The 25333-nt window shown below is 48.9% G+C and carries 20 protein-coding genes; 2 read left to right on the top strand and 18 right to left on the bottom strand.

Annotation, left to right across the window (positions count from 1 at the left end; all coding sequences use genetic code 11):
* Positions 1 to 30 precede the first annotated feature (30 nt).
* The 6 genes from BLV50_RS24355 to BLV50_RS24380 form a co-directional block, all read right to left on the bottom strand.
* The gene (locus tag BLV50_RS24355) at positions 31 to 816 is read right to left on the bottom strand and encodes an STM4013/SEN3800 family hydrolase (protein WP_090810446.1); all 786 of its coding nucleotides are present in this window, start codon (positions 814 to 816) and stop codon (positions 31 to 33) included.
* A complete protein-coding gene (locus BLV50_RS24360; protein ID WP_256338040.1) occupies positions 809 to 2170 on the bottom strand; it encodes an STM4014 family protein in 1362 nt (453 codons plus the stop codon). Before BLV50_RS24360 ends, BLV50_RS24355 begins: the two co-directional genes overlap by 8 nt.
* Positions 2171 to 2173: 3 nt before the next feature.
* Positions 2174 to 3016, bottom strand: a complete 843-nt coding sequence (locus tag BLV50_RS24365) for an STM4015 family protein (RefSeq protein WP_090810448.1) — start codon at positions 3014 to 3016, stop codon at positions 2174 to 2176.
* A gap of 368 nt (positions 3017 to 3384) precedes the next feature.
* Positions 3385 to 4008 (bottom strand): XTP/dITP diphosphatase, encoded by a 624-nt coding sequence (locus BLV50_RS24370; RefSeq protein WP_090810450.1) that lies wholly within the window; start codon positions 4006 to 4008, stop codon positions 3385 to 3387.
* A 1-nt stretch (position 4009) separates the two neighbouring features.
* On the bottom strand, positions 4010 to 4768 hold the full coding sequence (gene rph / locus BLV50_RS24375) for a ribonuclease PH (RefSeq protein WP_053783129.1): 759 nt from the start codon (positions 4766 to 4768) through the stop codon (positions 4010 to 4012).
* A gap of 146 nt (positions 4769 to 4914) precedes the next feature.
* Complete coding sequence (locus BLV50_RS24380) at positions 4915 to 5970, bottom strand: GerMN domain-containing protein (protein ID WP_063566699.1); 1056 nt, start codon at positions 5968 to 5970, stop codon at positions 4915 to 4917.
* A gap of 214 nt (positions 5971 to 6184) precedes the next feature.
* Here BLV50_RS24380 and BLV50_RS24385 point away from each other — a divergent pair, with 214 nt between their 5' ends.
* Positions 6185 to 6751, top strand: a complete 567-nt coding sequence (locus BLV50_RS24385) for a phosphatidylglycerophosphatase A family protein (RefSeq protein ID WP_063566698.1) — start codon at positions 6185 to 6187, stop codon at positions 6749 to 6751.
* A gap of 131 nt (positions 6752 to 6882) precedes the next feature.
* Here the strand turns inward: BLV50_RS24385 and BLV50_RS24390 are convergent, their stop codons facing one another.
* The 5 genes from BLV50_RS24390 to BLV50_RS24410 all read right to left on the bottom strand — a co-directional run bounded on the left by BLV50_RS24390 (position 6883) and on the right by BLV50_RS24410 (position 10927).
* Positions 6883 to 7536, bottom strand: a complete 654-nt coding sequence (locus tag BLV50_RS24390; protein ID WP_177031248.1) for a ferric reductase-like transmembrane domain-containing protein — start codon at positions 7534 to 7536, stop codon at positions 6883 to 6885.
* Between the two features lie 33 nt (positions 7537 to 7569).
* Positions 7570 to 8613: an FAD:protein FMN transferase gene (locus BLV50_RS24395; protein ID WP_090810453.1), complete on the bottom strand. Its 1044-nt coding sequence runs from the start codon at positions 8611 to 8613 to the stop codon at positions 7570 to 7572.
* Entirely contained in the window at positions 8610 to 9005 is a 396-nt protein-coding gene (locus BLV50_RS24400; RefSeq protein ID WP_063566695.1) for a hypothetical protein, read from the bottom strand. The genes BLV50_RS24395 and BLV50_RS24400 overlap by 4 nt, the downstream gene beginning before the upstream one ends.
* Before the next feature lie 170 nt (positions 9006 to 9175).
* Entirely contained in the window at positions 9176 to 10165 is a 990-nt protein-coding gene (locus BLV50_RS24405) for an MBL fold metallo-hydrolase (RefSeq protein WP_090810455.1), read from the bottom strand.
* A gap of 18 nt (positions 10166 to 10183) precedes the next feature.
* Entirely contained in the window at positions 10184 to 10927 is a 744-nt protein-coding gene (locus BLV50_RS24410; protein ID WP_063566693.1) for a class I SAM-dependent methyltransferase, read from the bottom strand.
* A gap of 311 nt (positions 10928 to 11238) precedes the next feature.
* Here BLV50_RS24410 and BLV50_RS24415 point away from each other — a divergent pair, with 311 nt between their 5' ends.
* Positions 11239 to 12114: a DUF72 domain-containing protein gene (locus tag BLV50_RS24415; protein ID WP_072735428.1), complete on the top strand. Its 876-nt coding sequence runs from the start codon at positions 11239 to 11241 to the stop codon at positions 12112 to 12114.
* Positions 12115 to 12239: 125 nt separating this feature from the next.
* Here BLV50_RS24415 and BLV50_RS24420 read toward each other — a convergent pair whose 3' ends face one another.
* The 7 genes from BLV50_RS24420 to BLV50_RS24450 all read right to left on the bottom strand — a co-directional run bounded on the left by BLV50_RS24420 (position 12240) and on the right by BLV50_RS24450 (position 25117).
* Complete coding sequence (locus tag BLV50_RS24420) at positions 12240 to 14462, bottom strand: glycoside hydrolase family 88/105 protein (protein WP_256338041.1); 2223 nt, start codon at positions 14460 to 14462, stop codon at positions 12240 to 12242.
* Between the two features lie 11 nt (positions 14463 to 14473).
* A complete protein-coding gene (locus BLV50_RS24425) occupies positions 14474 to 15295 on the bottom strand; it encodes a polysaccharide deacetylase family protein (RefSeq protein ID WP_090810457.1) in 822 nt (273 codons plus the stop codon).
* A 117-nt stretch (positions 15296 to 15412) separates the two neighbouring features.
* Positions 15413 to 18763 carry a glycosyl hydrolase gene (locus BLV50_RS24430; RefSeq protein ID WP_090810459.1) on the bottom strand — a complete coding sequence of 1117 codons (3351 nt, stop codon included), beginning with the start codon at positions 18761 to 18763 and terminating at the stop codon, positions 15413 to 15415.
* Between the two features lie 239 nt (positions 18764 to 19002).
* The gene (locus BLV50_RS24435) at positions 19003 to 20508 is read right to left on the bottom strand and encodes an extracellular solute-binding protein (protein WP_072735430.1); all 1506 of its coding nucleotides are present in this window, start codon (positions 20506 to 20508) and stop codon (positions 19003 to 19005) included.
* Between the two features lie 18 nt (positions 20509 to 20526).
* Positions 20527 to 21414 (bottom strand): carbohydrate ABC transporter permease, encoded by an 888-nt coding sequence (locus tag BLV50_RS24440; RefSeq protein WP_024632531.1) that lies wholly within the window; start codon positions 21412 to 21414, stop codon positions 20527 to 20529.
* 39 nt (positions 21415 to 21453) lie between these two features.
* Positions 21454 to 22383, bottom strand: coding sequence for an ABC transporter permease (locus BLV50_RS24445; protein WP_052016746.1), 930 nt, complete (start codon positions 22381 to 22383; stop codon positions 21454 to 21456).
* Between the two features lie 331 nt (positions 22384 to 22714).
* Complete coding sequence (locus BLV50_RS24450) at positions 22715 to 25117, bottom strand: AraC family transcriptional regulator (protein WP_090810461.1); 2403 nt, start codon at positions 25115 to 25117, stop codon at positions 22715 to 22717.
* Positions 25118 to 25333 lie beyond the last annotated feature (216 nt).

Genomic DNA, 25333 nt, shown 5'->3' on the forward strand with positions numbered 1-25333 from the left:
TGTAGTTGTTGATGATATGAATCATTAGTTCTATAAAATAAATTCACGGTAAGGCACATTCCAGACAACATCATGCGCAAGCCTGTGCCCCTGATAACCATCCTCCCCATACGCCGTTCCATGATCGGAAAAAGCTAAACAAAACGTAGGCCGTGAACGCTGCCTCATTGCATCAAACAATGGCCCAAGGGCCTCGTCCACATACCGAAGCGCTGCACGCTGTGTTTCTACCGAGTCCTCTCTTGCACCCTCCACAAAATAGCGATTGGGACCATGGATAGCAGACACATTCAGGAACAAAAACAACCTCTCATCCGGTGCGCTTTGCTCCAGCAGCTTCAAGGCATGCTGAACCTGATGCTCAGTTGATTTAGGGTTGGTTACCCCAAAATTCATCCGCCAGTAGCTTTGCTGAAAATAACCCGGCAGCACTTTGGCAAGTGGATTTTTCTTGGTGAAGAAAATGACCCCGCCAATACAAATCGTACGGTATCCTTCAGCCGCTAACCCGGATACGATATCCGGTGTGTCGAACAGCCACGTATGCGGATGAGTCTTTAATCCGGTATTCCGGGAATGAAAAAGTCGGACGTGGGAGGCTTTGTCTGTATTGGCAGGTGTAGGCATGAAGCCACCAAAAAAAGCATGATGTGCCGCATAGGTAAAACTTCCCGGAGTATGACGCTTCTCCCAAGGACCCGTACCGCACAGGTTGGGGCAATTCTGTTCCTCCAGCTTGGCTACGTCATACCTTAACGTGTCCAGTGTAATCATTAATAGATCATGGGAGCCTACGATGGTGTTCATATCAGTCATAGTTGTAAGGCTCCTTTCGTAAAAGTTCCATTTCCCATTCATAGGTTCCAAGTCCGTTATATTGCACTCTGTACAACAAATCTCCGAACGGATTCACATCCAAAATATAGGCACGCGGCTCAGTATCTCCACTGAGCATTACATCAATCCCGGCAGACCATGAGTTGGGGAAGGCAGCCATTGCTGCTTTCGCTGCCGTCTGAACTCCATTCATCTGCTGTTCATCCAGCCCTGCTTCTGCGGGAAGCAACCGCTCATTGCGCAAATGCAGATTGGTGATTGGTGTCTGACTAAGCCGTACGATGGCATGACCTGCTTGTCCACCTGCCACAAGCTGGCGAATATCAAATACGCTTGAACCCAGGGACGCTTTTGCCATCCAACGTTCAATCTGGGCACCCTCAGCACACAGCCAATTCATGAGCGCAGAAATATCTGAAGTATGTGTGTACCTGCGCAACCGGCCTTCATTATAAAAAATGAGCTTTCCCTGGATCCGTTCCATTCCCGCAGTGGTTATGGCAATTTCAGCACCCGTTCGTGGATTAATTTGATAGGCAACAACGCCTGAAGCACCGGAGCCACACGCAAGCTTCACGAAAACGCGATTCATACCCGCTGTTTTCATCGCTGTACGCAGGTCCGCATAATTGCGGATCGGCTCCGAAGATTGGAGTGTTGGGGGAACGTGAACGCTATGAGCAGATAGATGCTGCTGGCATTTCCTTTTATCAAACATGATCGCAATGTCATGAGGATCATTCATGAACCGGGCATTAGGCCAATATTCCAGAGCTTCATGGCGAATTCGTTCCAAACAGGCCTTCCAGCCACGAAACCATTGGTTGGGCGCGTAGATCCGTCCCCACTCCTGTTCAAGAGTGAGTGTCTGTTCTGCCGGAATCATTCCCGCAGAAAGGCCATCGATTAACGGAGATACATCATTCACAGCTCCAAGAAAGAGCAGCTCACGCTCTACTTCCCATTCCTCACCAGGGGCATCCAGTCGAATAAGAGGTACACTATTCACTCCATGAACTAAATCATGATTCGCATATAATATCGATGCTGGTGAAGATATCCACGGCTCTCCCTTAACGTGTGTAGTCCCTCGCCCTTCCAGACATTGCTGTACGGCATCCGCCATGGTTCCGCCCCGTCTCCAAGTCTTTAGCAACCGGGCATAAGGCAGCACAAGTGCAGGTTGTAAGCCAATACGCTGTCTTGCCTCCTGTAATCCAAGGGTTCGGCGATTATTCGGGTTTCCAATTAACAATAACGGCTGCTCCAGCGTCATATCCGAATCCTTAACTGGGCTTTGCAAATTTTCTTCCATTTCTGTCATGCCTGACATCATTTATTCCGTTAACGACGGGTAACGCCAGTCATCTTCATCACTCTGTTGTTGCTCGCTAACATCTACAGGTATACCTGAACGTTTCCAGCGAATGAGCATGTCGTCTGTCATGTAGTGGTAACTAAGATTGAGATGTTTCAGTTTTTTGATCTTATCACTAGCGAGCAGCGCCTCTGCCCCTTCATCAGACAACGTGCCCTCTGACAGATCCAGGATTTCAAGTTGATCCAGAATGGGTGCCTCAGCCGCAGCTTTCGCAATCTCATCCTGAATTTCACTGTCTTTCAGACCCAGGTATACGAGCTTTGGAAATAAGCCCTGTTCCAAAAGTGGAAGTACATCTTGAAGTGAACCGTCGAATCCATAATCATCCACGCCCAGATACAGCTCAAGCTTACGCAATTCAGGCAACTTAGCCCGGGCAATTGAAGCTAACACGCTTTTGGGAAGACCACCGCAAATAATGATTAATTCTTCAAGTTTGGCATGTTCGATGGGTTCCAGACTTAGTCCGCTGCTGCCCTTCACCGAGAATGACTTCAATTCAGGAAAAGCAACCAATAGGGGGGTGAGATCCGTCTGAATAATCCATGATACTTCGCATTCTTCAAAGCCCATATCTCCGATGAACAGTTTCTTCAAAGAAGGAAAGCTGGGAGCCAGCTCGATGAGCGTGCCCATAAATTCATCCGGCGAATTTTCATAAGCCTGCCCCCAGTCTCCAATAATCAGACTCTCCAGCGAACCAGCCTCCGGTTTGGCAGCCAGTTCCCTAATCAACGTTTCCATACGAATACCGTTCTCATAATCATCATAAGACACCGTAAGCTTCACTTCTTGCATAAGCAAATCCCCTCCGTTTGAGTTCATTGATGATTCGTTAACTTGAATGTTAACCCATACGGTACAAGACTTGCAACTTCTTCCAACCCCGGTCCTAATGCTCTGCTCAAACGTGAAATCTCCGCATTTTTTATATAGGTATAAGAACGTACGTTCTGATTTTTTCACTAAAAAAAGCGGGATTTATTTTGGGTCCTACGTACTGGCTTTATTAACATCGGCTCCACTCCAGAAAAATAAAAAAACGTTAATGGTCGGTGAAGCATTCCACAGGAATGACTCTTACCTTCCACTAACGCTTTGATATTTAAGCAAGGCCATAATTCACCTTATACATTCATAATTATATGAGCCGATTCGTTTGAATCTCAGCCTTTCAGGCTGGATACGAGCGCTCTCAGGGCATTCCCGCGGTGACTGATCGCCTGCTTTTGCTCCAGCGTAAGCTCGGCCATCGTCATCTCGTATTCAGGCACATAGAAGAGTGGGTCATATCCAAAACCGCCACCACCGGCTGCCTCAGCTGTGATCCAGCCTTCCACCATGCCTTCTGATTCATACTTGTCTCCGGTTGCCGGATCATACAGCACCAATGCACAGACGAATCTTGCTGGACTCAAAAGCGGTTGCTCCGTATCCTCACCGGATTTGAGCGATTCCAGCGCTTCAAGCAGTTTGGCATTGTTCTTCTCATCGGTTGCACCCTCGCCTGCATACCTCGCAGAATACACTCCCGGGTCACCGTCCAGCAGATCCACGCACAATCCCGAATCGTCAGCCAGGACAGGCAGACCAAGAGCATCGCCCACCGCTTTGGCTTTCTTCCAGGCATTCTCTGCAAAGGTTACGCCATCCTCAACGACATCCGGCAGCTCCGGATAGTCGAACATACTTTTGACCTCTTTGCCCAGTGGAGCGAATGCATGAGCGAATTCACGTACTTTCCCCGCATTTCGGGTTGCGACAATGATAATTGGGCTATCCAGACTCATGTTAGGCTTCTCCTAATCCACGAGCACCGATCTTGAGTGCAATGGGACCGAGAACTTCTTTTTGACGCTCAATCATCTCCAGAATACCCTGCTCACCCAGCTCCAGCATCGCATTCAGCTCACGACGGTCAAATGGTGCTTCTTCACCTGTTCCCTGAAGCTCCACATATTTCCCGCCGCCTGTCATCACGAGGTTCATGTCTACCTTGGCTTTGGAATCTTCATCATAGTTCAGATCCAGCACAGGCTGTTCTCCAACTACACCCACACTTACCGCTGCAATGAAATCCGTAATCGGGAATACTTGCAATTTATGCTGTTGGGCAATTTTGTTCACCGCGAGCGCCAGAGCTACAAACGAACCGGTAATGGACGTTGTGCGTGTACCTCCGTCGGCTTGAATTACATCACAGTCCAGTGTAATCGTACGTTCACCAAGCGCCTGCAAGTTAACGACCGAGCGCAGTGCCCGGCCAATCAGACGCTGAATTTCCATGGTGCGTCCAGTCAATTTGCCGCGGTTCGCTTCACGCTGATTACGAGTATGTGTTGCACGTGGCAGCATGGAGTATTCAGCCGTTACCCAGCCTTTACCCTGCCCTTTCATAAAGGGAGGAACACGTTCCTCCACCGTAGCTGTACAAATAACCTTGGTATCTCCCACTTCAATCAGTACAGAACCTTCGGCGTATTTATTCGTGTTAATTGTTAAATTCATCGGGCGCAGCTGGTCGCTGGTTCGTCCGTTAGATCTCATCATTTCTGCCTCCTACGACTTAAGCATCCTGTAATGTCGAGCTTGTTCACACTTTTACTAATCCCTTCTATTTTACCAAAGAGTTCACTTAAAAGCATCCTGTCCACCAAAGAGTTCTGTCAACCGTACATCAGACCGCTTATTGTGACTTAAATTGGAATTTCATTGATATATTCAGGCTTCGATACTGGGGCACTGTAATCCCGATTATCATCACTCATGACTGTCTTTTGCCCATTCCATTCGATCTGGACTTTAGCTTCCTTGCCAGCTGTATTCTCGGCCGTAGTCAATACAACGGATTGCAGCAGTTCACTTGGCACGACATCTCCCTCAGTAAACATATCATCTTTGAGTGCAACCGTTACGGTTCCATCCTCAGACGTTTTGACCGATTGCAGCTGCGTTCCGCCGGTCATAACCTCTTCCAGCTCGCCGCCTTTGGCTGGCCCCTTAATCAGTTCATTCAACGCCGCCTGCACCCGGTCTCCACCTGGTGTCACTAGACGTGTAACCGGGACGTAATATTGAATGCCTGCTGGCGAAGCGGCTGAGAAATAAACCGTTACCGGACTGCTGTTGGTCGTGAATGTATCACCCAAATCAAGATTAATGCCTACCGCCCGATTCAGCGGTTCCGGCAGCGGTGTGCTGTTTACTGGCATTTGCGTTAACTTTTTGCCGTCTACCCAAATCTGTACGTTCTGCACATCTGGTGTGCCCGTGAGAGTCCAGGTGACAGCCTCCAGCATTTTGCGCTCGTTCTTGGCATCATACTTGGCAAAATTGCCGGAGAACTCCACGACTGCCAGTTTATCATCCGAATGAATCGTTACGTTCTGAACAACGGTACCCTGCGGGAGAACGCCCTGAAATCCTTCAGGCAACATCCCAGCATATGGACCACCCGTCACAAGTGTATCCAGAGCGGTCTTGGGACTGCTGACGTCCGTGCCTGACGGAAGTGTCATGGATACTGGAGCCAATAAACCTTGCTGGTCCTGCAGATACACGGTTGTAAGTGGCAGCTTGGCAAGTGATCCGTTGCCTTCGGCCGCCTGAATCATGGCCGCTTCCTGAATCGGCGGCGGTGGATCAATAGCCTCGGAGGACTGTGCCCCAAACATACCACATCCGGATAACACCACAGGAATACTCAACAGCGCAGCTGCAGAAGCTGTACGCAAATAACGGATCTTACTCATGATCACGTTCCCCCTCATCATTTTTACAGTTTGTACTACCATGTATACGAGCCTTTGCCCAAAAAATAACTACTTTTTAAACAAGCTCATCATGCATAAAACTGAAAACAGGCTTTCCATCCCCATCGAGGGATAGCAAAGAAACCCAAAACGGTTAATAACGTATTAGGATACAAGTGTAGGGACATTGCTAACTTCAGAGGAGGAATCGCCCATGGAACATCCGGAGCAAGAAAAAATCCCTTACAGCCTGAATAGCCGTAAAGTGGCAGAGGCAACGAGGGAATGGCTGCACAAGCGGGGCGTTACGATCCCTGAGATCGCAGAACTGGTCATGATGCTGCAGAATAAGTATTACCCAGGTCTTACGATGGAAGAATGTATCGACAATGTGGAGAAAGTATTACGCAAACGTGAGGTGCAGAACGCAGTCCTGACAGGTATTCAACTGGACTTGCTGGCAGAGCAAGGCTTACTCATTTCTCCTTTGCAGGAGATGATTGAGAATGATGAAGGGTTATATGGCGTGGATGAGATTCTCGCATTCTCCATCGTCAACGTATACGGAAGTATCGGATTTACGAATTACGGCTATGTAGACAAGCTAAAACCCGGTGTGCTTGAACGTTTAAACGACAAGAGCCTCGGGCCTGTGCATACGTTTCTGGATGATATCGTGGGGGCCATTGCCTCAGCGGCCAGCAGCCGGATTGCGCATCGCAAACAATCGGAGCTTGAAGAAGCTTTGGGAGAAAAACCTGTCAGCGATGATATCGTATAATTTGCATGTGTAATAGGAGTTGGAAATGAACGAACCAAGTAAATTCAACAATCAGACTTCTTCTGATCATGACAAAAAGGCGGCCACGAAGGCCGCTTCTTTTGTGTTGATTCACTTATTTTTGTAATACGCTATTTCAGATGCTCCTGTCTTCCCGCTCCCGCCAAACGATACACCTCAGCCCATTTCTGTTCCGCTGCTGGCTTAGGCTGTACACGACTGGGTCCAATTGTAATTTCCGGGCCTTTGCGTTCTCTCAGCATGCCACGAAGTACCGTAATACCAAGAATGCTCAAGCCAGTAAACACATACATCAGACGCATAAGCACATTGCCTGAATCAGAGCCGGTAACCATGCCATGGAACAATAAACCGATGAATACGGGATAAGACAACATATGGAACATAAACCACCATTTGCGGCCAAGCTTGTTACGCAGATCACTGGATAGCAGAACGATCACCAAACCATAAAAGGATAACGTGCCCAGTCCGCTGCCGATCGGATGTACTGAAGCCGTAAACGGAATGAGCAGTTCACTCCAGGTGAATGGACTATAGTGATCAATATATAGGGTTAACGCATGCACGAGCCCAAGTCCAAAGGCGAGCCAGGTCGTTCGGGTATGCCATTTAAACATGGCCGCTTTAGGTTTGCCTTTAGCCATGGGCATGCCTTGAGCAATTCCCAGAAATACCCCCGCAAAGAGCAGCAAATAAGCGGCGATCCCACTAATTCGAATGATATTCCACGTCGGCAGGTAATCTACAATCCATTGCGCCATAACCGGCTCCCCCATATCTGATAGACTTGTCGTTTATATAAGACTGAAGCGGTGATCCGGATCGAAACCAGGCCAGCGTTCAGCGAGCGTATCGGTATTTCCTCTAAAATAAGTGCTCCCATCCCGGGTCATCCACAGGACGTCATGACGATCGTAATGACGGTTTAACCAACCTACTGCATCGGCACTTCCCAAAATACAAACGGTCTTGGCAATAATCTCACATTGCGAAGTATGCTGGCCCAGAACGGTACACTGTAGCACATCCGTATCTGCTGGCTCCATCGTCCGGGGATCAATTAAGTGATGTGAAAGGCTTCCGTCCGTATTCTGCCACTGTCTTCGTACCACTCCTGAAGTAGCAATTGCACCTTTCCTCAATTGAATATTCCCTATCAGATTACGCTCCTCCTGATAAGGATCGGTGACTTGCACGGACCACATCGGATGAAGTGTTGTCCCCCATGCCTGAATATCTCCACCTGCATTGATTAATCCGGCCGAAATATGAAGTGTACGTTGCAGCCAATCGGCGATACGCTCAACGGCCCACCCCTTAACAATGCCCCCAAGGTCCAGCTCAGTCCCGGGGTCCTTATGAACCATTCGGCTGCCTTCCCTTTGAATCCAACGTGGGCGGCTATAGTCATATTCGTCTCTCAGCATATCTGTTATATCCAATTGTCGAATGTCCAATCTGCGTTCAGTTCCAGATTGCTGAAGCTCTCTTTGTTGCAGCTGCTCGAAGCTGACATCGTAACCAGAAGCCCGTAGAGCCTGAGAAATACCTGGCTGAAAAATCCCTTCCGTCTGTCCAATATATCCGTATGCCAAACTTAACACTTCATCCATTGCTGCGGAGATGGGCATCCATCCTGTGCAACGATTCAGACGATTCAATTCACTGTCTTCCATAAATCGGCTGAAACGCTGTTCCTGCGCTCCGAACCAATTCTTCACCAAGGCTGCCGCATGCTCAGCTTCTTCCCGTCCTGCGGCTAACTGAACTTCCACGTCCGTGTTCATCGCCCGGAAGCGGAACTTAAGAAGACGGGAGACTTGCTCCGTGCGGCTCATGATGCACCCGTGCGTGACTGATAATTGCCACGGCTGTATCCGGAGTCTGTATCCTGATTGCTGTTCTGATCTGTTATCCAACCGCCCGAAGACCTGCCTTGATTCGAACCGATGGCATTGCTTCCATCGGCCGTTCCCTCATCCAGGCTATAGCCCTCATTGGACGATGCATCGGAATTGCCATCTGCGTTGTTCGTCCATTCGTCCATGACATCATCCTGAGCATCTATCTGAGTAGAAGCTGTACTGCTTATATCGGTACCATTAGCCGCCGCATAAGCGACATCAAAGGCATCAGAAGTTCTTACATATTGAAAGAGTGCAGCCACGGTCAACGTTGCTGCCGCTGAGGCTTGCCATTTTCTCCATTGATTTCGTTTTTTCCTAGTCATCGCTCTTCCCTGCTTTCTCTGGCGAAGTTCATGCATTTATCATAGAAGTGCTGCCTTAAAAGAAGATGAATGAACGGTTAAGAGAGACTAAAGCTTTCATTTATTGGAGTCGTTACACGCAAAAAAAAAGACTCTGAACAGGCAGTTCTCCTGGTCAAAGTCTTGTCATCCTAAGTATTTTCGATAAAAAAGAACACTCCGTCGGGCTGCTGCTCCTGTACTATACGCTCCCGCCGGATCAATTCCTGCAGGTGCGCCAAAGTCTCGCTCATCGCAAAACGAAGCTGATGTGTTCCCAATCGGTCACCAAACATAAACACACAGATATCATACGCATTCGTCGGTGCTTCCCGGATTCGCTCCATCATCTTCTGAAGGCGCTCTTCATGATGAGTAAGCAGATGAACCGTTCGATCGCCAAAATGGCCAAACGGATTCCGATGCCCTGGATATGCCACTTCTACATCCAAAGCCCCCAGTCGATGCAGCCCTTCCATATAAGACAATAAAGGCTGATCGTCACTTCCCGGCTGCAGGCTAATATTCGGTGAGATCTGCGGCAATACGGCATCTCCACACAAGATCTCCCTGGATTCTGGCGCATAGAAGGATAGATGTCCTGGCGCGTGACCACCTGTTTCTACAGCACGCCACTTTTTCCCGCCCATAACCAACCATTCGCCATCTTCAATCGGTGTCACTACGGGAAGTGGCGTAATCTGTGAGATGAATCCCTCCATATGTTCACGGATCTGCTGCGTCTTTTCTTCCGGCATTCCATGGTGACTATAATATTCAGGCAAAACTGTATTTATAGTTGCCTCCGTTCCCCACATGTAATCCGCTTCCTGGCGGGATCGTGTGGACATTCGAACAGGCACACCCGTTTGCTGCTGTATCCAGCCGGACAACCCCAGATGATCGGGGTGATGGTGGGTCAGTACAATCTGACTAATATCCTGAAAAGTTAAATCTAAATCTGCGAGTGCTTCGTGCCACTCCTGTTCCGTCTCAGTACTGCGTGGTCCCGGGTCAACAATCGTTATTGTTCCATCCGGTTCATGAAGCACATAGCTGTTCACCCAACGCAGTGGAAAAGCCATTGTAATCTTAACCCGATGCATGCCTGCTGGCATGGGAATGGATTCCGTTCGCTTCATTAATATTCTCCTCCAACTCTACTGCTCCGGCCGATGACCGACAAAAATCATCCGCGGCGATGTCTGCTCATCGTACTTCTCTTCATCATAACCGCCATGTACCTGATCCACCACGAGTCCTGCCTCGTGAAGCAGATCACGTAGTTGTTCGCGAGTGTACAGCTTGACGCGTTCCTGATAGATTCGTGGTTTTTGGCCCGATTCGGTATCGGTAATGTGAATTTCTTTTTGCACAAATCCATCCTGGATCTTGCGAAATTCCTCAATATTCTGTCCTTCGCTTTCACGTGTTGAATGCTGCACCAGATGACGAGTCACATAAGCCGTGTTCATGAAATCAATAATATAGCTGCCCCCCGGCTTCAGCATCCGATGAATGGCGCGTAACACTCTTAGTTGCTCTCCATCCTCTCGGAAATAGCCAAATGAGGTAAATAGATTGACCACGGCGTCAAATCCGCCCTTCAGTGGAAGCTCGCGCATATCGGCGTGATACCACTCTACACGATGTTCGGTATCCATGCTGCGTGCTTCACGCAGAAGCACATCAGACAGGTCGATTCCGGTCACCTGAAAACCAGCGTCAGCAAGGGCCAGAGAATGTCGGCCCATACCACAGCACAGGTCAAGTACCTTGGACTTTGGCTGAAGCTTTAACCAATTGATCATTTTATGTACTTCCTGATATGCACCTTGCACATCCCGATGTTTGTACACAAGAAGGTAGTCTTCTCCAAAACTCTTTTCATACCATTCCGTCATTACGTATCGCCCTCCACATGGTCACTGGCCCAACTATCCGTAATACGCTGTTATATCAGCCGGATCATATCTCTATAGCTTTTAGCCATTGTACCGTCTTTATCCTTCAAACTCAAAAATTCCCAAGCGTCGCCCACATTGAACGGCCGGAAACCACACGATATAATGTTAAACATAGTCAGGCCCACGCGAATCGGTTAACTATACATAGAAGATTGATATAGAACTACTATGGCATCTTCACTTCATGAACGCCATTAGACGACTAAAATATAACGCGACATCAGAAGAAGCAGCAGGAGGTGTTATTTATGATTCGGATTGGACTTACGGGCTGGGGAGATCAGGAAGATTTGTACCCGAACCGTACCAAAGCGAAAGACAAGCTCCGTCTGTATGGACAATATTTTACGACCGTGGAGGTAGACAGTTCCTTCTACGCCGTTCAGCCTCGGGATCGGATGGCACGCTGGGCAGCGGAGACGCCGGAGTCCTTTGCTTTTATCGTCAAAGCCTATCAAGGGATGACAGGACATCTGCGGGGAAAACCCTATTTCACAAGCACCTCGGAGATGTATAAGGCTTTTCGCGAATCCCTGGAGCCTGTCATGGAAGCAGGCAAGATGCAAGCGGCCTTGTTCCAGTACCCGCCGTGGTTTGAATGCAATCGGGACAATGTCAATGAACTGCGTGAAGTAAAACTGAGAATGGAAGGCATCCCGTGTGCCCTCGAATTTCGTCATCGCAGCTGGTATGAAGAGGGCATGCGCGAACGAACGCTTGCATTTCTGAAGGAACAAGGCTGGATTCACAGCGTCTGTGATGAACCTCAGGCGGGGCCAGGATCTATCCCTATTGTACCCGAAGCTACCGATGCCGAGATGACGCTGGTACGTATGCATGGGCGCAATGTATCAGGCTGGCATCAGAATGGTGCACCCAATTGGCGCGAGACCCGTTATCTGTATCGCTACAACCAGGAAGAGCTGCTGGAGTGGAAAGGTTATTTGGAGCAATTGCAAGAGCAGAGCAAAGATGTCTATGTGATTTTCAACAACAACTCGGGCGGTGACGCGGCTGCCAATGCACAGATGATGATGGAGCTGCTGGAGCAGCCCGTGAAGCCCTTTCCTGACCGTACGGAGCGGGAGGAGGAAGAGGGGCCGGAGCAATTGGAACTGTTTTAACCACACATTTAATTCGAAAATTGAACGTTGTTTCCATTCATAACGAAAAAAGCGGCAAGCCCTTCAGGCTGTGCCGCTTTATTTGTCGTTAGGCTGTATGCAGAGGAACTCTCATAATTGCTGTACTAGCGTTGTCCAGCTGTAACCGAAGGGTCGAGCGAAATCTGGCTCAGCTGCTGGTTCATTTTATACGCCTCAATCCCGGCCAGAAGCACAATGCCGATACCGTGCGTATCGTTCAGAATCCATCCCAGATCTTCCCGGTAATAGAGTGCGGTAAAGGAGTAACCAGAACCCCGACATACACCGTAGACGTTGCCTTTATAATCAATGGACAGATGGGTCATGCCCTCCCATCCTTTGCGCACCGCATCCAGGTAGGCCTCTGGCTGCTCCAGCCAGCCTTCACGAATACCGCGGGCATAAGCGTAGATGAACATCGACGTGCAGGAGGTTTCCTCATACGAATCCGGGCGGTTCAGCACCTGATGCCAGAGTCCATTTTCACCTTGCAGCGCCAGATACCCCTGACATAAATCCCGGTAGAAGCTCAGCAGTTCTGGCCGTTTGACGTGATCACTTGGCAGAATCGACAGTAGTTCGGTTAGCGAAAACAGAACCCATCCATTTCCGCGTCCCCATGGTATGCCCGTCGCCCGTCCACGCACAAAATCATACACATGGGACATGATCTGTTGCTCGGGAATATACAGATATTTGCGGAACATCAGGAACTGGTTGATTGCATCCTCCCAATAAGAAGTATCTCCCGTCAACTGGCCGTAACGCATCAGAAAAGGTGTGCTCATATACAGATCATCACACCACATCGTTTCCTGGCGCATCTCCCCGCTGCCACGAACACGGTAAAAGGCCCCGTCTTCCAGACGTTCCTGTTCATCCGTAATATAGCCCGCAATACGATCTGCGGTATCTTTACCTCCACGAATGTCGCCGAGTTCCATCGCTGCGAGCAGCGTAGATCCAAATGAACCGCAATCATCCAGACTGTCGATTGCAGACAACTGATTATTAATTCCCGCGGCGCCGTACCCTTCCCGATCCCACAGACCATAACGGTCAAACGACGTACTCAGGCCGATATGGTCCCGCACATACTGAACATAGTCGTCACGTCCCAACTCCTGTCCAATCTGAAGAAGTCCAAGGAGGGTGACACCGAGTGGATAATTCCATTTGCCATAATGGGTATTTTCCAAATAGGGCCGGACACTCGTTTCAGGTAGATCAACATGCCAGTATACACCTTGGGCTCCATCATCAAATACAGTATCTGTTACCACGATGTCTCGGTGAGAGGGTTCAGAGCCTGGGGAAAATACACCCGTATACAGCCACGCATCGGGACATCCTGCAACCGGATGAGGTGGTCTTAATCTCCATCCTTTTGCAGTGGAATCCTTCGCATCTTCCAGTGTGAATCCCCACAACTCGCTCCCAGCCTTGGTTTCACCCTTCGCTACCAGATCAGATGGACCGTAGCGGCAAGGCAGTTCAATGCGGTAATTGCCGCTTTGCCCAGCGGAATATATCTCCTTGCCATCAACGTACAGGGTGAGAGCACCTTCATGTTTTCCTTGCAAAAGAACAGGTGACGATCCTGGTTGGATGACATCCAGTTTGGACCATGCGTACGCAACAGCAGGCTGCTCTGTCCCAAAGATTCTGGCGAAAGCTCCAGCGTTCTGTTCCCCTTCTGTCCAGTCCCTGCGCGGATACCAGGACAGGCCCGTTTCTTCTTCAGTCATGCCATCACGAGGGAGTGATGATAAAGGTTCATCGACGGGTTCCGAGTACAGCCAGCCCTCCTGTCCTTGGCGATTCACACCAGGTGTGAGGAAGTGAAGCGGAAAGTTTTTAAATGAGGCCGTTCCGTAGATCCCGCCGAATCCCACCTCTGTTTTTACAAAACAAAGCAACACATCGTTCCAGCCATATTTCACGGAAATCGGAATCTGGGTTCTTCGCTCGGGAAATAACTCCTGCAACAGCTCCGATTTGAAAATCTCTTCTCCGTTCACATAGACCGTCACCGGACTATAACAGTTCAGTCCCGTATTTAACGTGGCCTCCTGCTGGCTCCACAACTTGCCCCATACGTATACGTACTGTCCTGCACGAGCCTCTTTCCACTTGGCATCCAGATTCAGATCATAACGATAATCCCCAAGTCTGCGGAAGCCTCCACGATGGTACGCTCGGAACAGAAAGGAGTGTTTCGGATGGTCCCCAATATAACGCTGTGCCATGGTAGTCAAAATATCCGGAATTGAATCATACACCTTGCCTGCAATCGCCTCGTTCTCATGAAAATAACGAATGATCATCAGCTCCCTTCCTATACCTTGATTCGTTTGGTTAGTCGCAATGTCTCGCCAGCCTTCACTTCAACCACCTGCTGATCCGCCGTAAACCAGACGGTGATCGCGGACGGATTGTGGATGATGGACCTATCTGCTGAACACTCCAGGCGTTTGACCGCTTTCCAGTAAGCAATCACTTCGATGTTCGTTGCGTACCAGATATCATCCCGGCCACCAATCTGCTCAGCAAACTGCTCTATAATCTGCCAATTGTCGTTATCATTGAATTCATAGCTGTGACCCCATACATATAACAAGAGTGGCGTACCTGTCTTCGTATGCTGGATAAATCGTTCGGCATGGGCCGCCAAATCATGGTTGTGGTGGCAGGTTGGATGCCATTCGAGCAGCCGCTCAGGCAGTGTGTACCTGCCGTGGGATTCAACCGTGCGTGCATAATCGATGCCAAGCCATTCGAGCTTGGTGCTGAGTGAACGGTCATAACCTCCATTCGGATAGGCCATACCTCTTACCGGATAACCGACAAGCTGTTCCAGCGATCTCCGATCTTCCATGATCTCTTCGGTCAGCAGCTCATCCGGGACATAGGGCAATGTGGGATGGGTGACCGTATGTACAGCCACTTCATGCCCGGCATATAACTTCGCAACTTCTGTCGTCTCAATTCGGCCAGGCTTGCTCAGGGTACCGGAATTCAGATTGAATGTGCCCCGCAGCCCATGTTGATTGAAAATTCCCACCAATCTGCGATCATGCACCACACCATCGTCATAACTGAACGTCAAGGCCTTCATCACGCCACCTGGGTAGCGGTCAAACTGGATACGATGTCCCATCTTGTTCCTCCTCCCACTTCAATTGCTTTTTCCGGCTTTTCATTTTCCTTGCTGTAAAACAGCAGATCAACGATCCTTCTTCCTCCTTAAGGAATAAATCCGTTTATCTTGGGAGGTTTATTCTTCAGCTGATATATGACCGGCTTCCTGCAAACTGTGGCTGCCCGAGTCAAAATAAGTACCTTCCAGCAGTCCAATTAGTGTATTGGTAACGCGTACTTCAATATCGTTATCCCCTGCTCGCAGCCACGAGGCTTCTCCCGTCCAGCGATATGGAGACCAGCATCGAACGCCCAGACTGTAACCATTCACCCGTACTTCTACCACATCCTGCACCTGCCAGTTACTGAATTCCAGTTCAAAAGACGCCACCTCTTCAGCAGGCTGATCCACCCAGAAGCTTCGTTTGTAACTCATCTCTCCTGCAAAATGGGGATACAACGGCTGTGGCTCAGGCCCAATTCGGATCGACGTATCCGGCTCACGAACGAGAGAGACCATGCCTTCATGATGGAATTCCACGCCAAACCGCCCTTGTAGATACAGCGGATCAACGATACCTTCTTCATCCCTCGTGACCTCTAAGGTAACGATCATTTCATTCAGGCCACTGCGCAACAACTCAGTTATATTGCAGCCAATATTATGGTGATCGGTAATTTCAATTGGCTCAAATAGATCAGGTCCGATCGGTTGACCGTTGATTTCCATGGTCCAGTCACCTGATATCGCTGCCCTGTCCATGAATAACAGACATTCTTCCAATGCCGTTCTCAGCTCAAATGTAGTTGTATACTTGCACTGGATTGGATAGGCAACGGATGCTTTCTTCGGTGTACCAAATACCTGATTAAACTGGAGCGGCAGATGATGGTTCTCCGACAATTCAGCCGCCTGATCAATAAAGGGCTTGACTGTAACATGATTACGTTCAAAAATTACACCGTTGTCATTGGAAGCTGTTACGTTGAACTGCCCCATCCGAAGTGTGTTGGACTGCACCGTTTCCAGTCGCCATGGCCCCTCCGCAGGAAGCTGAATCGTATAGGGTGCGTTCTCAATCTCAGTAACTAAACGATCCGCTCCAGACTTCGTCCCTGTTTGGTTCAGAGCAAAAGAATTCTCCTCTGATGCCTCTTGAGCATGTTGTAAAGTAAGCCTCACCACATGTGCTTCATAGGGAGCAAGCTTTAACGAAATGCACCATTCACCACCACTGCTGGTAAACGGCAATGATTCACGCTGTCCTGTCTCCAAATCGAGGCGTTCCGCCAGCAGAGTTGAACCCGCAGAAAGATCAACATCCGTCCATAACCGCTTGGCTACCATTTTCAATTGCCCTTCAAGTTGTTGTCCTTCCTGGTTGGACAAAAAGATCATAAACTCTCCGTCCGATAATTGACGGGTCTGCATAAGCAGCGACGCACTTTCTTCTTCCATGATCCAACAGATCGGTTCGGGCGATACCTGATCCAGCAGCAGGGAGATCAGTTCCAAGGAGAAGTCATCCCCGCGACCTGTTCCTGCAGGTAGAAAATAGGCATTCCCCTGTCCCTGCTGCCACATCAATTCGCTGCTCTCGTGACCTGTTTCTTCCGCATTGCCCCAATATGCCTCGTGCGGCTGGTTGCCTGCTCCAAAGAACTGAGCGGCCTCATTTCCTGCAGGGCTTCCTGGCTGGATGGCTACATGCGGAGGCATGCCTACCGATATGACCGTTCCCCCCTGTTCTACGAACTGCTTAACCTGCTGCCAGGCTGCTGCCTCCAGGTTCAGCATCGGTGGAAGAATCAGTACCTCATAACGTGCAACGCCAATCTGAATCGTACCCTCGTTCAGTACAGCTTCGGCTAACAGCTCGGGGTCCAGATGATCATAGTCACGTCTGTTTTCGAGCAGATGCGAGGTGATCCGCATCCAATCGTTCGTGAGACGATCCAGCTTCGCCCGTTCTGCTTCGTCTTCTCCGCCATATTCGAACCCGTGAAGCGGATTGCCCATCAAGCTCCAGAACGTGGTCGTTGGATCAAGCACAGCAATTCGAATGTCCGCAGTCCCCGTGCTCATCAGATAGCTTAAACGTCCCGTGTAATCTCCCAACTGCCGGAAGTGACGCCAATACGGGTTCTGTAAAAACTGGGACGGCGGTGCATCATGCTTGGCGAGTCCGCCGATGGTATAGAAAAAGGCGTGGAAATTAAAAAAGTTGGTACCCATGGCTGCCATGCGGTCAATCATCCATTTGGCATCCTGTAAAGTCATCGACCAGCCCACACTGTGAAAACACTCAATCAGATTGCGGCTTCGGCCAAGCTGTCTGGCAAGCGAGCTGACCATCTTCGGATTGTCGCGCATCTTCTTGCCATACCGTTCCAGAATCCAGGATAAGGAGCGTCCGATTTTCTCATGTGCCGAATCTCCACCTGGCATATGACTGAACAACTGCGTGGTCATCCGTACCCCGGGCACTTCTGCCGCATACTGAATCCCTGCCTCTTCACACCAGTCATGTACCTGTTTGTGGTACGACTCCCTGAGCAGCAGATGTAGCGACTGATAATAGTCATACCTGATGCGTTCTGCGTCTGGGACATCGCCATGCAGCAGAGCAGGTAGGGACTCGATCAGACTGTAACCGCAGCGTTCACTGAAATAGCCGGGAAGCTGTGGAGACCAGGGGATACGCCCAAGCGGCGCAATTTCATCGGAGAACATGCCTTTGATTACGCTTTCAAACTGTTCTCCAATTGCTTCCTTATACCGTTCGTGGGTCAGTTCAATAAAACGGCTCATCGCTTCCTTGTGACACGGGTCTACAAAGTTGCCGTAATATTTGAAATCATCCATCTCTTCTTCCTGAAATATAATCACGTCCCATTCCCCAGCGGGAGCTTTCCATGACAGGCGGAAAGCCGTTCGGTATGTAAAAAACCGCTTGCGATTATACGACGTGAGTCCTGTCTCCTGATAGACCTGATCCGTCTGGATATTGCCGATGTTATTGCGCAAATCAATGGATTCATGCCACAATCGTTTGCCCTGCGCATCCTTGGGTATTGCCTTCGCCACTAGAATTCGACCCCACGGCAACTCACGATCTACTGTATCTCCGCCATGAACACGAATCTGCTGATGCACAAGCTGGCGCTGCTTCGCCTCGGGAAAATCAAGTGTCACCTCACCGCCAGCCATCCCACTTGGATAGGGATACTCGTCATATAACCATACCTGCATACCGCAGGCAGCCGCCGCTTCCACTGCAATCCGTACCTTGTCAAACCATGCTTCGGACAGATAGGGAATCTCCAGCCCCTGACGTGGACAGATGAAAAAACCACCTACGCCCTGTGCAGACATTTCGGCTATTTGTCGTTTGATTTGCCCTTCTTCCATATCCCCATTCCAAAACCAAAAGGGATGAACCCGGTACTGCGCCTCGGGATTTTCAAATGCATCCCCGTTCCACATGTCGCTTCCTCCCTGTATGTGCAAGAGTGGTCGTCCATCTACCGATAACGTTCATTTAAGTTCAAATAGGTTTGTTTTGCATTGATTATACATCAAAATCTAAATACTGGAAGCTATAATTCACAAAAAAAGAGATGAAGATCGTTTTTTAAATAGCCTGAACTAACTAGGGATACACGGAAATGCCCGGCTGCCACCTTTGCACTACAAGAAAGGCTGCCGGGCTCTGGAACATCAATCTACTTCAGTGCAGCGTACAGCTCATTCACTTCTTTGACATAATCGTCGCCACCACTGCTTTTCCACAGTGCTACAGCATCCTGGAAACCTTTTTCATCAATTTGCCCCACGATGAATTTGATACGGGCATCATTAATGATGTTATCCAGCTGTGGTCCTTTCTGGGCATACACATCGGAAATCAACGGTTCGCCAGGATTAGCAATGACGATTTCCTCATTGGCTTTCTGCACTTGTGCAACCTTTTCGCGAACAGGTGTCTGTTGCACACGAAGCGTTTTGTCCTCTGGAATAAACATAAGGATCTGATTCAGACCCTGTACATCTCGCAGCGCCAGTTTGTCAGTTGTCGGAATGATGTAACCCTCTTTTTTCTCATACTGCTTGCCTTCCAGACCGTTCCCCAGCAGCGCCTGCAATTCAGGTTCATTCAGCTGATCCAGGAAACTCAGTACCTTTTTCAAGTCTTCTTCCGTTTTGACACTGCTTTTGGAAATGGCAATCATGCCGGAATAGCCGGATGTTGGCATGTCACGCAAACCGTTCGGCCCCTCCATTGCCTGAAGCACATCCACATGCCCAGTTGCTGACGGATCTTTCTCCAGAATCTTCTGATCCATGCGCTGTGCGTTATCTGCTACATCCACCATTACGCCTGCTTGCCCGTTCACAAACGGATCGGACAACTTGGTTGCATCCATCACGGCAAAGTCCTTGTTGACCAGACCTTCGCTATAGATTTGACGGAAAAATTTCAAAGCTTCCATATATTCTGGAGTCTCGTGTGCCGGCATCAAACCTCCGTTACCATCCTCGCCCCACTTGTTGGGTGCACCAAACCAAATCTGCATATTATCCCAAGGACCTGTGAATTTGCTCGCCACCAGACCGTAGGTATCGTCTTTACCGTTGCCGTCTGGATCATCCTTCGTGAACGCTTTCAATACATTGTAGAACTCGTCAATGGTCTTTGGCTCTTCCAGACCAAGCTTCTCCAGCCAATCCTTGCGGATCGTGACACCGTTACGTCCGAGAGCACGTGCGCGGTAGATGCCATAGGTTTTGCCATCGATAGAAGCATTGTTAGTGATAATTTCATTCATCTTGCTGAGGTTCGGATAGTCTTTCAAATAAGGTCCAAGCTCCCAGAAAGCTCCAGTACGAGCCGCATTAATGAAACTTGGGGACTTACCCAGCACAACCATAACATCGGGCAGCTTGCCCGAAGCCAGTGTGATATTGAATTTATCCTCATAGGAGCTACTCGGTACCCATTGCAGATTCACATCCATCTTGGTCAATTCCTCAAGCTTCTGAATCACAGGACTGTTATCCGGCGGATTCTCCGCTTCAAAGTTCGGAAGCATAATCGTGATCTGATCCGTGCCACCCGCAGCTGTTCCTGAACCTGCTTTGTCCGTGGAGCAAGCTCCCAGAATCGTACTCAATACCAATGATGCAGAGAGTAGCAATGCGCCTTTTTTGAATCCCGTCTTTTGTCCCATACGTTCTCCCCCTTGGCTTTAGCCTTTAATTGAACCTAACATGACACCCTTGGCAAAATGCTTCTGCAAAAACGGATACACCAGCAAAATCGGGATGGTACCAACCACAATGACCGCCATTTTAATGGACTGCTCCGGTGGCTGTACAAAATTGGGGTCCATGTTTGCCATATCTCCGACACTGGCCTGTGAGAGCAGAACGATCTGTCTCAGCATGACTTGCAATGGCCATTTGTCACTGTCAGAAATGTACAGGAGTGCCGAGAAAAAGTTGTTCCAGTGGCCTACGGCGTAGAATAACGCAAAGGTGGCAATCACCGGTTTGGACAATGGCAGAACAATTCGCCACAGTACCCCAAGATCCGAACAGCCGTCGATGCGGGCCGCTTCCTCCAGCCCTGGCGGCATTTGTTGAAAAAAGTTTTTGACAACAATTAAGTTAAAAGCGCTGATCGCGCCAGGAAGCATGAGGGCCCAGTAGGAATCCAGAAGTCCAAGTCCACGAATGACGAGATAGGTCGGGATCATCCCGCCGCCGAACAACATGGAGAAAATCACCATGTTCATCATGACATTTCGGCCCCAGAAGTCACTTCGGGACAGTGGGTAAGCCATCGTCAGTGTGAAGAAGAGATTGACCAATGTACCTGCAACCGTAACAAATATCGAAACCCCTATACTGCGGAAGATGGTGGACGAGGAAAAAATATACTCATACGCACTGAACGAAAACACCTTCGGAATAAGGAAAAAACTGCGTTCGGTAATCTCGGCTTCGGTCGCGAATGAATTTCCTATAATATACAGGAAAGGAAGGACGGTTAATATGCCCAGAATCCCCAGCATGACGTAATTGAAAATATCAAATACTCTGCCGGCAGGGCTGTTGTATAGACGGCTGTTCATGGGCAATTTCCTCCTTATCGATGGATGACGAACATGCTCTTAATAGATTCCGGGATGTCCGAATTTCTTGGCCAGTTTGTTGCTGCCCAGCACCAGAATAATTCCGACAACCGACTTGAATAACCCGACCGCGGTACTGTAACTGAATGCACCTTGCGTAATCCCGACGGTGTATACATACGTATCAAATACATCTGCCACATCACGATTCAGCGAGTTGGTCATCAGATAGATTTGTTCAAAACCGGTATCCAGGAAGTTCCCCAGCCTGAGAATGAGCAAGATAACAATGGTCGTGCGGATCGCTGGAAGCGTGATGTGCCACATGCGCCGTAATCGACCTGCACCATCCACAATTGAAGCCTCATACTGCTCTGTATCCACACCTGCAAGTGCTGCGAGGAAGATAATCGTTCCCCAGCCCATCTCTTTCCACATCATCTGAACAATAATGAGCGGACGAAATGACCCCGGACTTGCCAATACATCGATCGGTTTGCCTGTGATCCAGGAGATCAGGTCATAGAGTACCCCGCCTTGCGGAGTCAGGAATACATAAGTGATACTCGCGATAATGACCATGGAAACAAAGTGAGGTACATAGACCAGCGTCTGAATCGTTCTTTTGAAGAAAGCGACCCGGATTTCATTAAGTAACAAAGCGATGATAATCGGTGCCGGGAAAAAGAATATAAGATCATATAGGGCAAGGACGAGCGTATTCCTCAGCAATCGGAAGAAGTCCGGATTGGAGAAGAAATTCGTAAAGTTCTCCATACCCACCCATTGACTGTCGCGAATGCCCAGAAAAGGTTGATAGTCCTGGAAGGCAATAACGATCCCCCACATAGGCAAGTATTTAAAAATGACAAAGTACAAAAATCCGGGAAGCACAAGCACGTACAGCCATTTATTTCGTTTGATCTGCCTCTTCCAGTTGGACTCCCGCTTCATCGGCAATGCGGCCATATCCACTTGAGCTGCTGTAGCGCCATTTCCATTCCAGTCCGTCTTCCCGTTCATAATGTCTCCCCTCCCCATTTATGTAAGCGTTATCAATCGACCTGTTATTCAGACTATACAGCTGCCTTGTTTCCGGCAACCTTCATTTTTTGCATGGTTGCGCAAAGTGGTCCGAAAGCCCGCTATAACGCCATTCCTTCTTCAATTTGGATATACTTTGGCAAAGGTTATTGCACATTTTTGCAGCATTATCCTTCTTTGTTTCCGAGGTGAAACATGAAAAACCGGAGTCCCATGAAGCGGGATTCCGGTCAATGATGAAGTCTTATGAACAGGTTTATTTACCTAGCCATTGATCCCGATACTGGCTCGGGGTTAAACCTTCCTGTTTCTTGAAAATCCGATTAAAGTAACTGTGCTGGTATCCAACAGCGCCTGCGATATCATTGATTTTCATCGTGGTCTCACGCAGCAATTGCTTCGCCGCATCCATTCGTACCCGTGTTAAATAATCAATGAAATTCATGCCCGATACTTGCTTGAATGCCTTGCTTAATGCATAAGGAGTCATCTGCTCCGCATCTGCACAGCCTTCCAGGGAAAGTTCGTTTCTATAATTCTCATCAATAAACAACATCGTACGTTCCACTACCTGCTTCATCGGCTCTTGGGAACGCATCTCGATCTCCTGAACATATGGCAGCAATACTTCTCCGATCATCCATTTCATCATTTGTGCAGGTTCGCGAATCGTGGACAAGCGCTCATACATGTTGCAGCCACCAAACAGCTTGTAAGGCGTTACCCCGGTCTGCAGCATCATATGCTGAATACTTCCCAGCAATTGAAGCATCATCTGCTGCACCTGGAATTCGGAACTGCCCGCTTGGGTGATCTCGGTCACAAATTGCTCCAGTACACGCTCAGACTCATCCTTCTTCCCAAGCCTGATCGCCTGAAGGATCTCACGTTCCAGCCCCAGTGGATATGAGGCTTCTTCCGTTCTGCGGAAACATTGCTCATCCTCCAAATCGAGAATCTGGCTCCCGTCCTCCACGCTGCGATAAGCAACCGCCTGCTCCATCTCCATGAATAATCCCGGCAATTCCTGCGGGGAAGCAGCAGGACGACTTACGATCACCGTCACGTTCATTTTCAAAGTCTGACCTATGACCTCCACCAACTCTTGTCCCCACAATAACGCTTGTGATTTCACAGGCTCGTCGTTGGGAGCAATCACAAGCATGGCTGAAGACAGGTCGTGAAAGTTCATTACACTAATTTGACTGAAAACATTTTTAGCAACTTCTTCAATGATATTAACTGCTGCAAAGGTAACCAGCCCTGTATCCTGGCTCCCAAATCGCCCCTGTAACTGGGCATAGCCCGTAAAATACATCTGAAGCAGCAAAAACTGCTGGCCTTCCACCTCAAAACCAAGATTCCTCATCCGCTGCTGAAGATCCTGCTCGTTATAGGCATACAGATGCCCCTGCACCAGTTGTAATACAAAACTGTCCCGCAAATGGGGAAGCTGCTCCTGTAATTGTCGATGGGCGGTCAGACTCTGCGAAGTCAATTCGTTCCACTGTTGTTCCAATAGCTGGAATTCATCTAGCCTGGTATCTGTTGTCGTTTCACTCCTGCCCGGCGTCAATAAATGGAGCATCCTTGCTACGGGAGAGTATATTCTGCGTGAAGCAAACCAGGATAATACCAACCCCAGGATAAGACTGCCAGCACTCGCAATGACGATGATTTTGGATACGAGCTTCACCGGTGAGGTCACCGATGTCAGCGGAGCTGCGGAGACATACGTCCAGTCCGAATCAATCCGACTCAGTGATCCATAGGACACGGAATAGGTTTCGTCCTCATATTTGAACAGGAATGAATGGTTGTCTGCATGCAGGGCTACCTCTTCTTTGAGCTGCTGCTCAAAAGCAAGGTCGGTCTTCCCTGCTACCGGATTACCGGTAACCAGTGTATTACCCTGTTTATCCATGAGGAACGTTAACCCTTCATCATAAGGAGTAAGCGTTTTCAACAAGCTGGCGACTTTCTCATTATCCAGCGTAATGATCAGCGCACCAAATGGATTAATGCTTTCACCCGGAATCTTATGTACAAGAACCAGTGCATTACCCGGATCGGTATGCAGTATACTATCATTCGTTTGAGATGCTTTATCACTGCTCTGGCTCGCAATCCAGTCTGTCCAATACACATGGTTGCCCATCGTCAGATAGCGGTCGTAGGCCTGTATTTTTGCATCATCCTTCAACTCGTTATAATCCCGGTTAAACAAAATCGGTTTCGGTTCCTGTAAATATAGCTGCGCGGATTTGATGAGCGGATGAGAGCCTTGCAACACGTATAGTGTGGTGACGATCTCCTGTGTTTCGTTGAAATAATACACAAAATCCAGTGTTCGCAGCGCATTGCCAAACCTGGGTTCAAAAGCCCAATGGGACAAGGTCATCTCCAAATAAGCGAGTTGGTCGTCCACGTTGCGCGCCCGGTTCTCAATCTGGCTTTGGTGCATCTGATTAAATTCATTTTCCATCCGGCCAACGACCAACTGATACATCACGATGCCTGTAATCAGTCCGGGAATGCTGGCAATGAGCAAAATAAGCATCAGGCTGTTTCGATAAAAACGCCCTTTATGTCGTCCTGTGGTTAACCCTGGCCAACGCGTGAGTCTGCCGGAGGATCTTACCTTCCTAACTGGTTCCATCAGTGCTCACCTGCTTGCTTGCGTATGCTCTGACTGTCATGGGAACTCCCTCAACTCCCCTGCTGAATGGTTTACATGAGAATATATGGATGAATCCGTTTCTTGTATTATACGCATAATTTCCAGGGGAATGAAACGGTATGTAGCAGATCATTTTTTAACCAATGTTTTATTAACGCATCAAAATGGATTACAATAGGATAAAGCAAAACATGA

Source organism: Paenibacillus sp. 276b, from assembly GCF_900107875.1.
GTDB lineage: Bacteria > Bacillota > Bacilli > Paenibacillales > Paenibacillaceae > Paenibacillus > Paenibacillus marchantiae.

Bases quoted from the DNA above. Each gene is read 5' to 3' on its own strand.
- BLV50_RS24385 (WP_063566698.1), top strand. From the start codon at position 6,185: ATGGAACATCCGGAGCAAGAAAAAATCCCTTACAGCCTGAATAGCCGT.
- BLV50_RS24395 (WP_090810453.1), bottom strand. From the start codon at position 8,613: ATGAGCCGCACGGAGCAAGTCTCCCGTCTTCTTAAGTTCCGCTTCCGG.
- BLV50_RS24405 (WP_090810455.1), bottom strand. From the start codon at position 10,165: ATGAAGCGAACGGAATCCATTCCCATGCCAGCAGGCATGCATCGGGTT.
- BLV50_RS24430 (WP_090810459.1), bottom strand. From the start codon at position 18,763: ATGTGGAACGGGGATGCATTTGAAAATCCCGAGGCGCAGTACCGGGTT.
- BLV50_RS24380 (WP_063566699.1), bottom strand. From the start codon at position 5,970: ATGAGTAAGATCCGTTATTTGCGTACAGCTTCTGCAGCTGCGCTGTTG.
- rph (WP_053783129.1), bottom strand. From the start codon at position 4,768: ATGATGAGATCTAACGGACGAACCAGCGACCAGCTGCGCCCGATGAAT.
- BLV50_RS24410 (WP_063566693.1), bottom strand. From the start codon at position 10,927: ATGACGGAATGGTATGAAAAGAGTTTTGGAGAAGACTACCTTCTTGTG.
- BLV50_RS24365 (WP_090810448.1), bottom strand. From the start codon at position 3,016: ATGCAAGAAGTGAAGCTTACGGTGTCTTATGATGATTATGAGAACGGT.
- BLV50_RS24390 (WP_177031248.1), bottom strand. From the start codon at position 7,536: ATGGCGCAATGGATTGTAGATTACCTGCCGACGTGGAATATCATTCGA.
- BLV50_RS24435 (WP_072735430.1), bottom strand. From the start codon at position 20,508: ATGGGACAAAAGACGGGATTCAAAAAAGGCGCATTGCTACTCTCTGCA.
- BLV50_RS24425 (WP_090810457.1), bottom strand. From the start codon at position 15,295: ATGGGACATCGTATCCAGTTTGACCGCTACCCAGGTGGCGTGATGAAG.
- BLV50_RS24420 (WP_256338041.1), bottom strand. From the start codon at position 14,462: ATGATCATTCGTTATTTTCATGAGAACGAGGCGATTGCAGGCAAGGTG.
- BLV50_RS24415 (WP_072735428.1), top strand. From the start codon at position 11,239: ATGATTCGGATTGGACTTACGGGCTGGGGAGATCAGGAAGATTTGTAC.
- BLV50_RS24445 (WP_052016746.1), bottom strand. From the start codon at position 22,383: ATGGCCGCATTGCCGATGAAGCGGGAGTCCAACTGGAAGAGGCAGATC.
- BLV50_RS24355 (WP_090810446.1), bottom strand. From the start codon at position 816: ATGACTGATATGAACACCATCGTAGGCTCCCATGATCTATTAATGATT.
- BLV50_RS24450 (WP_090810461.1), bottom strand. From the start codon at position 25,117: ATGGAACCAGTTAGGAAGGTAAGATCCTCCGGCAGACTCACGCGTTGG.
- BLV50_RS24360 (WP_256338040.1), bottom strand. From the start codon at position 2,170: ATGTCAGGCATGACAGAAATGGAAGAAAATTTGCAAAGCCCAGTTAAG.
- BLV50_RS24400 (WP_063566695.1), bottom strand. From the start codon at position 9,005: ATGACTAGGAAAAAACGAAATCAATGGAGAAAATGGCAAGCCTCAGCG.
- BLV50_RS24440 (WP_024632531.1), bottom strand. From the start codon at position 21,414: ATGAACAGCCGTCTATACAACAGCCCTGCCGGCAGAGTATTTGATATT.
- BLV50_RS24370 (WP_090810450.1), bottom strand. From the start codon at position 4,008: ATGAGTCTGGATAGCCCAATTATCATTGTCGCAACCCGAAATGCGGGG.